13 protein-coding genes are annotated in these 11,676 nt (G+C 66.2%); 6 read left to right on the top strand and 7 right to left on the bottom strand.

Going from position 1 to position 11,676, the window contains the following annotated elements; translation table 11 throughout:
- Positions 1-13: 13 nt before the first annotated feature.
- A complete protein-coding gene (locus ROR02_RS02685; RefSeq protein ID WP_147162467.1) occupies positions 14-244 on the bottom strand; it encodes a hypothetical protein in 231 nt (76 codons plus the stop codon).
- A gap of 377 nt (positions 245-621) precedes the next feature.
- Between ROR02_RS02685 and ROR02_RS02680 the strand changes: the two genes are divergently transcribed.
- The gene (locus tag ROR02_RS02680; RefSeq protein ID WP_147162466.1) at positions 622-1,497 is read left to right on the top strand and encodes a DMT family transporter; all 876 of its coding nucleotides are present in this window, start codon (positions 622-624) and stop codon (positions 1,495-1,497) included.
- A 101-nt stretch (positions 1,498-1,598) separates the two neighbouring features.
- Here the strand turns inward: ROR02_RS02680 and ROR02_RS02675 are convergent, their stop codons facing one another.
- From ROR02_RS02675 to ROR02_RS02660, 4 genes are all read right to left on the bottom strand, one after another.
- On the bottom strand, positions 1,599-2,903 hold the full coding sequence (locus tag ROR02_RS02675; protein ID WP_147162465.1) for a methyl-accepting chemotaxis protein: 1,305 nt from the start codon (positions 2,901-2,903) through the stop codon (positions 1,599-1,601).
- A complete protein-coding gene (locus ROR02_RS02670; protein WP_147162464.1) occupies positions 2,878-3,402 on the bottom strand; it encodes a PAS domain-containing protein in 525 nt (174 codons plus the stop codon). The genes ROR02_RS02675 and ROR02_RS02670 overlap by 26 nt, the downstream gene beginning before the upstream one ends.
- 523 nt (positions 3,403-3,925) lie before the next feature.
- The gene (locus tag ROR02_RS02665) at positions 3,926-4,696 is read right to left on the bottom strand and encodes a flagellin (protein WP_147162463.1); all 771 of its coding nucleotides are present in this window, start codon (positions 4,694-4,696) and stop codon (positions 3,926-3,928) included.
- 102 nt (positions 4,697-4,798) lie between these two features.
- Positions 4,799-5,398 carry a gamma-glutamylcyclotransferase gene (locus tag ROR02_RS02660; RefSeq protein WP_147162462.1) on the bottom strand — a complete coding sequence of 200 codons (600 nt, stop codon included), beginning with the start codon at positions 5,396-5,398 and terminating at the stop codon, positions 4,799-4,801.
- 134 nt (positions 5,399-5,532) lie between these two features.
- Between ROR02_RS02660 and ROR02_RS02655 the strand changes: the two genes are divergently transcribed.
- The 5 genes from ROR02_RS02655 (at position 5,533) to ROR02_RS02635 (ending at position 9,859) form a co-directional block, all read left to right on the top strand.
- Positions 5,533-6,933, top strand: a complete 1,401-nt coding sequence (locus ROR02_RS02655) for a DUF2125 domain-containing protein (protein ID WP_170244924.1) — start codon at positions 5,533-5,535, stop codon at positions 6,931-6,933.
- Between the two features lie 171 nt (positions 6,934-7,104).
- The gene (locus ROR02_RS02650) at positions 7,105-7,332 is read left to right on the top strand and encodes a hypothetical protein (RefSeq protein WP_147162460.1); all 228 of its coding nucleotides are present in this window, start codon (positions 7,105-7,107) and stop codon (positions 7,330-7,332) included.
- A gap of 188 nt (positions 7,333-7,520) precedes the next feature.
- Positions 7,521-8,228, top strand: coding sequence for an N-acetylmuramoyl-L-alanine amidase (locus ROR02_RS02645; protein WP_147162459.1), 708 nt, complete (start codon positions 7,521-7,523; stop codon positions 8,226-8,228).
- Between the two features lie 195 nt (positions 8,229-8,423).
- Complete coding sequence (locus tag ROR02_RS02640; protein WP_170244923.1) at positions 8,424-9,002, top strand: Uma2 family endonuclease; 579 nt, start codon at positions 8,424-8,426, stop codon at positions 9,000-9,002.
- 323 nt (positions 9,003-9,325) lie between these two features.
- The gene (locus ROR02_RS02635) at positions 9,326-9,859 is read left to right on the top strand and encodes a GNAT family N-acetyltransferase (RefSeq protein ID WP_147162457.1); all 534 of its coding nucleotides are present in this window, start codon (positions 9,326-9,328) and stop codon (positions 9,857-9,859) included.
- A gap of 119 nt (positions 9,860-9,978) precedes the next feature.
- Here the strand turns inward: ROR02_RS02635 and ROR02_RS02630 are convergent, their stop codons facing one another.
- Positions 9,979-10,566 carry an acetate uptake transporter gene (locus ROR02_RS02630; RefSeq protein WP_147162456.1) on the bottom strand — a complete coding sequence of 196 codons (588 nt, stop codon included), beginning with the start codon at positions 10,564-10,566 and terminating at the stop codon, positions 9,979-9,981.
- Between the two features lie 327 nt (positions 10,567-10,893).
- Positions 10,894-11,604 carry a type 1 glutamine amidotransferase gene (locus tag ROR02_RS02625; RefSeq protein ID WP_147162455.1) on the bottom strand — a complete coding sequence of 237 codons (711 nt, stop codon included), beginning with the start codon at positions 11,602-11,604 and terminating at the stop codon, positions 10,894-10,896.
- Positions 11,605-11,676 lie beyond the last annotated feature (72 nt).

Here is an 11,676-nt window from a genome sequence, read left to right as displayed (position 1 = left end):
CGCGAGGAGCGGATTACAGGCCAAGACGGCCGCGCGTGGTCTCGATCAGCGAAGCCAGGCTTTCATGCGCGACACGGTCGCTGATCATCACGCACTGCATCACGTCATCGTTGAAGAGATCATCCAGGGTCGGCTCCTCCGTCCCGGGATAGGGATCGGGCCACAGGGCCCGCCCCTTGCGCCACGGGCGAGGAGAGGCCCCAGCAGAAGGGCCGCGACTGATGCGCAGGGCAGCCTGTTTCATGGTCATGTCCTCCCTAAGGCCGTTCAAGGGCCAGTGCGCCGCTCCCTTGGCGAGAGTCGACCAGTGGCGGGCAGGAAGTGCCCTGATGGACCTTGTTCCCCTGAGCGTTCGGGGAACTCCCTCTCGGCCCTTGGATCGTCCGCCCCCTATATGGGCCGAAAAATCCGCGACGCCAGAGGCCCGAGTTGACCTTGGATTGATTAGGACTCGAAATGAAGGCCATCTTAAGGCAACCTGCTTCCGCGTGTAAACTGTCGGCGTTCATATAGTCTTTCATCCATGCTCGTACAGAAAAACACGTCCGGGATCAACCCGAGACAGCTTGGGGATTCTCGCGAAGAACGGTAGGCTTGCGGACTCTCGATTCCGGAGCCTTCATGACATCCCCAAATTTGTCCATCGACCGCCCCGGTCGCGCCATCGCGTGCATGATCGGCGCCATGGCCTTTTTTGCCCTGATGGATGCCCAGGCCAAACTGCTTGGCGCGTCGCTTCCCGTGCCGGAGCTGGTGTTCTTCCGTCTGATCGGCGGCTTGCTGGTGGTGGCCCCCCTGTATTTCCGCCAGCCCGCCCCCCAGCGACGGCTGGTCAACCCGGGGCTCCTGGCCGTGCGCGCCGGATTGGGGCTGGCGGGCGTGGCCCTTTACTTCGCCGCCCTCACCACGCTGGGCATGGCCGAGGTGGCCGCCGTTTCGTTTGCCGCGCCGTTCCTGGTCACCGCGCTGGGCGCCCTGGCTCTTCACGAGCCCGTCTCGCGCCGGCACTGGATCGCCCTGCTGGTCGGATTCGCGGGCATGCTGGTGATCTTGCGCCCCGGGGGCGGCGTGGTGTCGTCGGGGGGACTGCTGGCGCTCGCCGGGGCCCTGGCCTATGCCCTGCTGATCATTACCCTGCGCATCCAGGGCCGGGTGATGACCAGCATCACCAGCGCCTTCTGGTTCCTGGCCGTGGCGCCCTTCGTCGTTCTTCCCCTGCTGCCCGTCGTGTGGGTCACCCCAACCTGGGATCAGGCGCCCTGGCTTCTGGGCCTGGGCATCGCGGGTGGCCTGGGGCAAATCCTGCTGACCATGGCCCTGCGCCTGGCGCCGGCTTCGACGGTGGCGCCGTTTGACTACACCTATCTGGTCTGGGCCACCGGGCTGGGCTGGTTCCTGTTCGGTGATTTCCCCGACCGGGAAACCCTCCTGGGCCTGCCGCTGGTCATCGGAGCCGGACTCGTCTTGCTGCGCCGCGACCGCGAGACCGGGCCGTGATCCCCGGAGTCGCCGCCCCTTGAGACAGCAAAAAGGGGGCCCGGGCCCCCTTTTTCGCATCCCCCGCTTATCGTGCGCAATGCGGTGATCAAAAGCCCCCGTCAGCGCATGGTGGCCACTTGCTGGATGAATTTCTGCACGTCGTCGCTCAGCCCCTCGGAATTGTGCGACAGGTCGGCGGCGGCGCTGGTGATTTCGTTCACCGCGCCGGTGGATTCCCGCACGCCATCGGCCACCGAGGCGATGCCATCGGCAACCACGTGCACCCCGTCAACGGCGCGGTGAATGTTGCCCGCGATCTCGCTCACCACGCCGCGCTGTTCATCGACGGTGGCATGAATGGCCTGGGCCGCCCCGCTGATGTCGCGAATGGTCGCGGCGATGCCCTGAATGGCGGCCACCGCCTCGGCGGTTGCCGTGCGCATGTCGTCGATCTGGCTCACGATTTCGTCGGTGGCCCGGGCCGTCTGGTTGGCCAGGTTCTTGACTTCGCCCGCGACCACGGCAAAGCCCTTGCCCGCCTCGCCCGCCCGGGCCGCCTCAATGGTGGCATTGAGCGCCAGCAGGTTGGTCTGGCTCGCGATGTCGTTGATCAGGCCCACCACCTCGCCGATGCGGGCCGACGCCTCGGACAACGTGGTAATGGTGTGCTCGGCGGCGCTGGCCGAGGCCACGGCCGCGTTTGCCACCTCCGAGGTATGCCCCACCTGGTTGGCCACCTCGTTGATCGACGCCGAAAACTCCTCGGTCGCCGCCGCGACGCTGGACACATTGGCCGAGGCCTCGCGCGCGGCCGCCGCCACCCGCGCGGACTGGTGATCGGCTTCGACGGCGACCCCCGACAGGCTTTGCGCCGACGCCTCCAGCTGCGACGCGGCCGCCGACACCGTGCCCACCACGTTCATGATGCGCGCGCCCATCCGCGACGCGCTGTCCTGAAACGCGTTGGATTTGGTTTCCATGGCCTCAAGGCCCCGGTTCACGGTGGCCGCGTACAGGCCAAAGTCGCCCACCATGCCCCGCGCCAGGATCTTGCGGAAGTAATCGCCCCGGCTGGCATAATCCAGCGCCGCGCCGGATTCGCGGGCGAAGGCTTCGATCACGTCCAGTAAGTGGTTGATATTGTGGTGCATCTGGCCCAGACGGCCCGTGTCGTGAATGTTCATGATACGGGCACCCAGATGCCCGCGCGCCGCCGCCTCGGCGGCCTCGGCGGCCTTGTCGACCTCGGCCATCACCCGGCGGACGAACAACAAGGTGAACCCCGCGCACGCGGCCGCGGCCAGGGCTGCCCCGGCCGCCGCCTCCGCCAGTCCCGCCAGGCCACACCCCGCGGCCGCCAGCGCTGTCACGACGGTCAGCACGCCCCCCAGGGCGAGCTTAAAGACCGTGGATGTATTCATCATACGACACACCTTTATCGGCCAACATCCGATTGATAATCGCAAGGCTAGCGGTTGCCCCCTCGCGTGGCGAGGCATGGCGGCGTTCCTCGGCGCGCAACCGCGCGTATAACTCCTGGATTCCCGGCATCACCCGACGCTCGGGGACCCGGCGGTTCGAATGATAGCCGATGGGGACACCCTTCTCATTAAACGTTGGTGTCACGTGCGCCAGAACCCAATAGTGATCCCCGCCCTTGGTCATGTTACACACATAGGCGAATATTTCTCGGGAATCTTGTATCGTATCCCACATCAACCGAAAGATACCGGCCGGCATCTCGGGGTGGCGGATGATATTATGCGGTTGGCCGACAACCTCCTTTTCGGTATAATCGGCGATATCAAGAAAGATCTTGTTGGCATACGTAATGATGCCTTTCAGATCGGTTTTCGAGACGATCACATCATCTTCGGCGAAAAACCGTTCAACATTGGTTGGTCGGATGGTTGGTCGAGACATCGCGGTCTCCGGAGTTGTCGAGGCGGAGGGACAAAAACAAAGGGACGTTCCGCACGCTTGAAGCACCGTGCACCAAACCGGACCCGGACACGGTGCCCTGATTCCTTATTCATACGCTCGACTTATCCGAAAAGCGGTTCCCACTTTTCGGGTCTCGCTCTGGGCGACGTTCGCCGTCTTGTCGGCGCCCCCTGGGAATGGGCTTGAAGGGACTCACGCAACGTCGGGGGTTTTCAAATTGAAACGCCCCGCCGGCCGGACATGGCCTTGAGCCACCATCACCCATGATAATGGAACACTCTAGTCGCGCAACAAAGATTAAGACGACAGTGCGAAAAGCGCACCGTCCGGCGGGACACGACAGAAAAAATCACCCAAAACAAGAAAAACGCGGCCTTCTTTCCTCAGGCCGCGTTTAAAATGAAGAATCCACAACGAGAGCCATTCTATCTTGCGCGAAAAAGTTGGATTCCTCGCCCTTTGTTTCTTGCATGGTGCGCGCACGATCCGGACGGAACGGGCATCAGAACAACTGCAACACCGCCCGGTTGCTTTCGGCGGCCATGGCCAGACTGGCCACCCCCAGGCGGTCGCGGGTCTGCAAGGACAGAGCCTGTGCCGCGTCCTCGTTCAGATCGGTTTCAACGAGATCGGCCGCGCCCTCCTCCAGGTTATTTTGCATCGCATCGGTGAAGTTGTTGCGCTCGGCCAGGGTGGAGGCGGCGGAATCCAGGGTCTGGCGGGTGTCACGCACCTGGGCCAGGGCCGCGTCGACCGAATCGACCGACAAGGTCAGGCCAAGCGAGGCGCTGTCGCTGGGACTGGCGGCGACGGTCAGCGAGCCATCGGAGGCGCTGCCATAGCTCACCGTCATGTCCTGCGCGTCGCTGGCGATCAGCGAGCCGTTGACGCCCCGGCTGTCGGCGGCCAGGGCATCGATCTGGCTCGCGATGGTGTCGAACTGCTCCTGGAGGCGCGCCTGTTCGGCGGGATCGCTCGTGTTCTGATACTGCTCGGCCACCGAACGCGCGAGCTTGAGCGACTCCTCAATGGCGTCGAGGCCATTGTCGGCGGCCTGGATGGTGTTCAGCGCGCTGTTGGTCTCGTCCTTGGTGCTGGCCAAGTCGGCGGCCTGGTCGTTGAGCGCGCGCGAAATCAGCTCGGCGATAACGTCGGACCTGGGATCCTTGCGTCCCGTCGCCAGCTCCTGCTGGTTGGTGGACTGAACCCGGTCCGTTTGCTGCAAGGCCCGTATGGCCGATTGCGTGCCGGTTGAGAGGGTGACTTGATCCATGGTCCGGTGTCCCCAGAACGAAGGAAAGGCGGGGAAGATAGCGTTTGGGAGGTATTATACACCACCACGCGCCGGAATGTCGCCCTCTTCCGCGCGAGACGTCTAAAAAGGAACCCCGCCCCGTCGCGACTCCAGATCGCCCCCGCCATCCGACGCGCGCACGACTTGAAGCAGGTGATAAAGGCCCTCGTCGCACACCGACAGGGCTTCCAGGTGGGCCACCGAGCGTTCCAGGTACTCGCGCGCCGACCCCTGGGCGCCATGTCCCTGGACGATCAGCTGCGCGGCCTCGGCCTGGGTCAGGTCGCCCCGATACTGCGGGTGCGCCGGATCCGCCACGTAGCACAAGGCTTCCACCCGGCGCCCGTCTTCCAGGACCACGGGCAGCAGGCGTTCGACATAAACGGCGTTGATCATCTCGCGCGCGCGCAGCGCGTCGAGCACCGCCAGACGCTGGTCTGGCTCCACCCGGTAGGCCCGGCCCCGGCACTCCCCCCCGGGCTTGAGCCCCAGGACCAACCCGGGATGCTCCGGCGTGCCCCGGTATACAGTTGAAAGGATACACGCCGCCCGGTGATAGCCCTGCAACACGGCCGGATGGGTTTCCACGTGTGGAAAGTCCGGACGCCACATCAACGAGCCGTAGGCGAACACCCATGCCAGGCCCGCAGCCGGGTCGGTGGTTTCCTGGGGGTCGGTCATCGGGTATCCCTGCTCCCATCATCCATGCTAGGGTCTGGGGCGGCAGAGTCACCTACCGCCCCCGGTTCTGTCAACGTGGGGCGAGGGAAGGCCTTTCGCCAGAGACCGCGTGCACCAGCCGAGGAGATCCCGGCGTGGCAACCAGAAAAAAAGGCTCTTCCGCCTCCGCTCCCCCCAGGCCCTCCGCGCCCTCTCCCGCGCTTGAGGCCGCCGCGCCCGCGGCTCCGTCGGCGCGCAAGCGCAACGATCCCACCCAGAAGGCGGCGGAACGCAACCCGGAAGGCCGCCCCCTGTCGGGACGCGACCCCCGCTTTCATTCCCCCGACACGCTCGTGCGTCCCAAGCCCCGCCGGTTCCCGACGGCGCGCACGCTGGGCATGGGCGCGGCGGCGCTCATGGTCGTGCTCGCGCTCACGCACCTGGCCTTGTGGTTCAGCGCGGCCGCCCACGTCCGCAAGGACCTGGAGTCCTGGGCCGCCGCGCGCCAGGCGGAAGGCTACCGGGTCAACTACGACACCTTTGCCATCAAGGGCTTTCCTTCCACCGTGGAAGGACGGATCACGGCGCCCGAAATCACCGCGCCCGCGTCGGCGGGGGGCTGGACCTGGTCGGCCGAGACCGTGTCGGCGCACATCAACCCCATGAGCCCGTCGACCATGACCCTCGACGGACACGCGCCCCAGACGCTGATCCTTCCCGCCGGGGCCGGCACGCCCGCGCGCCGCCTGGTGATGACGGCGGACACCTTGACCTTGCGCCTGGACCGGGGCGACGAGGACGCCCTGGAGGAGGCCGAACTTCTGGTGCGCGGCGCCGGCGTGGACGGCCTGCCCGAGGGCCCGGCGAGAGTGGGAACCTTGCGCGTGCACGCCCTCAAGGGGGCCCTGTACGGCACCGCCCCCAAGGGAAGCGTGGCCTGGAGCCTGGTCGTCGACGCAAACGCCCTCTCGCCGCCCCCGCGCCTGCCGCTGGGCCTCGGCCCCACCATCGAGCGCGCGGCCCTGGAGCTTCGGGTGTTCGGCCCCGTGCCTCCCGGCCCCCTGGCCCAGGCCCTGCCCCAGTGGCGCGACGCCAAGGGACTGGTGCGGGTCGATGGCGTGAGCGTGGACTGGCCCCCCTTGCGGATGCAAGGCGCGGGGTCGTTCACGCTGGACAAGGACCTGCAGCCCGAAGGCGGCCTTTCCCTCAGCACCGAAGGCCTGTTCCCCCTGATCGACGGCCTCGCCCGCGTCGGCTGGATGCGCGCCGCCGAGGCCAGCATGGCCCGTGTCGTGCTGGGGGCCCTGGTGCGGGGCGACAGCCTGAGCGTGCCCGTGTCGGTCCGCCGGCGGGTTTTGCACGCCGGCCCCCTGCCCTTGTTTTCGCTCCCCGGCATTGCCTGGGATGCCAAGGGTCCGCGCGCGATCGGCCATGTCGCGCCCGGCTTCGAAATCGGCCGCGACGGCTCCGTCAACCGCGACAACGCCAATCCCGATGGTCCCGACACGCCCGCCTTCGCCCTGCCGCCCCTGCCTCAGCGGCAAGAGGGGCAGTGATCCCGGGCGGGCACCACGAAGGGCCGTTTTTCAGGGGAATTCCGATTCGCGGGCATTTGTCATGGAGTCTTCAAGACGCAAGGCGCACGGAGCACGTCATGCTAGGGGGGCCAGAAGGGCGTGGGGCCTTCGCGCCCCGGCCAGGCGATTTCTCAAGGAATGGCATCCCCGATGAACGCGATTACGCCGCTCGACCTTTCCGAATCCGAAAGCCAGCAGGAGCTGCGGGCCCTGGCCCGGCGCCTGCGGGCGGTGGTGTGCGAGGACCCCGAGGTCGTCTTGAAAAGCCACGAGTTGGCCCGGCACATCGAACATCACCTGAATGCCACCCCCTTCACCGCCCTGTCGACGGCTCCCCTTCCGTGCGGAAGGGTGCCCCTGTTCGTGCTGGGGGAATAACCGGCTTTTTGCCTTCACACGAAGGGGGCGTGGCGCGCCCCCTTTTTCGTGCCGTCCCCGACAGGAAAGCCCGAGGCGGCGCAAGGCCGGCCGGAAAACGGGCCTGGGGCTTTGGGCCCGGCCGGCTTCGTGACATAACGGAAGCCGGGGCCGCAGGAGCCCTGCCTCACTCCCGCCAAGGATCCCCGATGACGCCCACGTGGATCGCCAGCCCCAACCACGACGCCCGCCCCAGGGACCAGGCCATCGACATGCTGGTGATTCACTACACCGGGATGCCCTCGGCCGAGGCGGCCCTGGCGCGCCTGACCGACCCCGCCGCCCAGGTCAGTGCCCACTGGCTGGTGCACGAGGACGGCCGCCTGGTGGGTCTGGTCGACGAAGAACGCCGGGCCTGGCACGCGGGCCGGGCGTTCTGGCGGGGCGAGCGGGCGATCAACGCCCGCTCGATCGGAGTCGAGATCGTGAACCCCGGCCATGAGTTCGGCTACCGCCCGTTTCCCGAGGCCCAGATGGCCACCGTCGAGCATCTGTGCGCCGCCATCGTGGCCCGTCATGCCCTCCTGCCCTGGAACGTGGTCGCCCACGCCGACATCGCCCCCACGCGCAAGGAGGACCCCGGCGAACTGTTCGACTGGCCGCGCCTGGCCCGGGCCGGGGTCGGCCTGGGCGTGCCGCCGGCAGACGCCACGGCGCCCCCGGCCGGAGACGAAACCCACCTTCTGACGCGCATGGGATACGACACCACCGACGAGGCGGCGGCCGTGCGCGCCTTCCAGCGCCACTACCGGCCGTCGGCGGTCACGGGGCAGGCCGATGCCTCGACCCGGACCATCCTGGCCGCCGTCGCCGCCTTGTGTCCGCCCTGGTCGCCCCCCCAACCCGACCCGCGTTAACCAACTTGAAAGCAGGGAACCGGATCTCTATACTTATGATCTGTCCGTCATTGTCGACCGGGAGTCAAAGGACAGCCGTGCCTTTCCAACGGCATGGAGCACCTTGACCGACTCACCCCCGGCCCTCCAGGGGCATGCCCCTGCCCCTTTCCTTCGCAGCATGGCGAACACCTGTTCAGCCCGCGAGGTGTGCGGATGTCCTCCCTTCTTCGGCCCCAGCCGCAAATCTGGTCCTGGCCCGAGTTCGTGTCGTATGCCGATTCGGTCGCCGACCGCGCCGAGTTCATCGACGGACAACCGGTTTTGCAGGCCACGGGAACACGCGACCATGCGCGCGCGGTCCTGGGGGTCGGGCTCGCGCTCCGGGCGGTGCTCAGCGACCATGGCTTCGACGCGGTGACGGCGGGTCCGTGGCTGCGCATTGGCGAGGATCGTTTCCTGCCCGATGTCATGGTGGTCTCGCGCGAAGCCCTGGCCGAAACCACGACCCGGGAAATTGCCAGCGCGGTCATCGTTGTCGAAGTCCTGTCGGGCAGCACCGAACTGCGCGATCGCGGGCGCAAGTGGGCCTCGTACCGGCGACTGCCCGGGCTTCATGCCTATTTGCTGGTGGATACCATTAACCGCGAAGTTGAAGCCTTTACACAACGTTCCGATGTCTGGACGGTTGATTTCCTGGGCGAAGGGGACCGGGCTTCCCTGCAACAGCCCGTCCCCATGAAGCTGCCGGTCAAACGCCTGCTTGGCCTCGTGTCTTCCTCCGACACTCCCTGACCCACGCCGTTTTCCGCTCCCGAAACCCTTCAGGGCAACCGGGTGAACCGATTGCCCTGCGAAACCTATCGACACGCCTTGACAGGGGCGTTGGCGTCGTGTACTCACAGCACCGTTCTTTTTGGAAGGTGGGACCCTTGTCTCCAACGGTCATGCTCTGTCTGCGACGACGAACCGGCTTCCGCGCCATGGCGCGGAGGCGTGCCGTCGCCTAGACCCCAGGGACCGCGATCGTTTTTCCTGTTTTCCGATCCCGCTGGGTGGCGCCGTGACGCGCGGTTTTCCGATCCGCTCGTGCCCCCTTTTTTCCGGGATCTTCCAGAATGCTCGTCCTTCAGCACGAATTGCCCGTTTTCGCCGCGTCGATCGAGACCTTGCTTGATCAGGCGTTTGGTCCCGGGCGGACCGCCAAGACCTCGTACCGGTACCGGGACGGGGTCGCGCCCCTGGCCCCCCTGTGCTTCACCGCCCTGATCGACCACGCCCTGGCCGGCACGGTGCGGCATTGGCCCGTCACCCTGTCGGGCGGCGACGCGCTGGGACAGCCGCTGAACACCGTCCTGCTGGGCCCGATCGCCGTTGACCCCGCCCTGAAGGCCATGGGCATTGGCGCGGCGCTGATGCACCACGCCCTGGGCGAAGCCCGGCGGCTGGGGGTCGACATGGTCGTGCTGGTGGGCGATCCCGCCTATTACAGCCGGTTCGGCTTCCGGGCGGCGGCGGCCTTTGGCATCGTCATGCCCCATGAAACGGCGCACCGGGTGCAGGCCCTGCCGCTCAGCGCGCGGGCGGCCCAGACCACCCAGGGCGGCGTCATTCTGCCCGCGTCCACCCTCCCCCTGCCCGTGGCGGCCTGACCCACCCCTCGCCCCCCATCAAGACCCGGTGGGGAAGGACATGACCCCGGGTCCGGCGGGAAGAACAGGCACGCTGTTTGGAAGGGGCACGACCCCGGCCGGGGTCGTGCCACCCTTCGTTACTGCACCAGCGGCTTGCCCACCGGAAGAATATCGCGGCCGAACAGATCGCGGTAAATGGTGTGCGCCATCATGTACCAGGCGAGCAGGGCACACACGGTCAGGTCAACACCGGCCCACCAGCCCAAGGACGCGCCAAACCCGAACTTCTCCAGCACCAGCAAGATGAAGCCGATCTCAAGAGTGGTGAAGGTCAGGAACATCGCCATGTGAATGCGCGCCGACGCCACCCACAAAATGGCGGTGTACAAAGCCCACGCCAGCAGGAAATACCCCAGATCGGTCGACGACAGGGCGAAGATCTCGAACTTGTTTCCAAGAAAAATGAAAACCAGCGAGATCCAGAAAGCACCAAACGAGGTGAACGCGGAATACCCGAAATTATTGCCGCACTTCTGCTCCTGAAGGCCCGCGATCATCTGAGCCAGGCCGCCAAAAATCAAACCGGTCCAGACAACGGGACCCGTTCCGGCCAGGCCCAGGTTATGAAACTGAAGAAGAAGCGTCGTCAGACCGAATCCAGCAAGACCAAGAACGGCCGGATTTCCCAGCTTTGGCGCGGCGGCCCCTTGAGCAATCGAAGACATCGGGTTCATTCCCTCGTGTTTGGTGCGGCCTCCCTTAGCAAGCGGGACAAAACCCGCGACGACCGCACAAGAGACAGACGGTATCCTCCGACCGTCTTCATCCTGTCAAGAGAGATCCCTAATTTTCTCACCAGAATGCGTCTTTATCGATCCAATGAGGGAGAACTCGCGCTTAAAGGCTGGAATCGAATCTTCTATTACTTTATTGGGTACTTGTTTGCTTATTATGACACACCCAGGCCCTGCCGGTGAGCCCGCGTTTTTTCTTCTTCCGGCTCCGGACGACCCTGAAAACGCGCCGCCTTCCCGGCCGGCGGCGCGCCTTCCTCAGGACAGCGCGGCCAGGGCGCGCTCCAGCCCCTGGGCCGAGGCCCGGAATGTCGGCCAGTGGGGGGCCAGGGTGTCGTCGAGGGCCGCCGCCCCCGCCGCCCCCAGCGCCTGTTCCAGGCTGGCGGCGTAGGCGGGAACGGCGCGCCACTCGCCCACCGAGGCGGGGCCGATTTCCATGTGGAACTGAAGCCCATAGGCATGGCGCCCCCAGCGCAGCGCCTGCACCGGGCACGCGGCGTTGGCCGCCAGGACCACGGCGCCCTCGGGCGGACGCGCCACCTCGGCCCCATGCCATTGGAAGGTGAGAAAAGGCTGGGAAAGCGTGCCCAGCACCGGGTCGGCCACGCCCGCGTCGGTCAGGGACACGGTGGAAAGCCCGACCTCCGGCCGCGCCATCATGCCCACCTCTCCGCCCAAGGCCGCCGCCAGAAGCTGATGACCCAGGCAGACCCCGAGATACGGGCGCCCTAGGGTTTGCACCCAGGTGCGGATCGCTTCCTTCTCGGGCTTCAGCCAGGGATGTTCGTCTTCCTGCCAGACGTCCATGGGCCCGCCCATGACCACCAGACGGTCGAATCCGTCCAGGGAGGGGATGGGCTCCCCCGCGTCCAGCTCGACCCCGACCCACTCGTGGCCGGCGTCGTCCCAGAATTCCCGGAACACCCCGGGATGCTCGACATCCAGATGTTGAAAAACAAGAAAACGCATGCCCGGTCCCCTAGAGTAATCCGAGGCCAGGTTGGGCCATTTCCTGGCCCAACCTGATCTCGAAGTTACTCT

Origin of the sequence: Pararhodospirillum oryzae (genome assembly GCF_007992075.1) — a bacterium.
GTDB lineage: Bacteria > Pseudomonadota > Alphaproteobacteria > Rhodospirillales > Rhodospirillaceae > Pararhodospirillum > Pararhodospirillum oryzae.
This window is presented reverse-complemented; position numbering and strand designations above follow the sequence as displayed.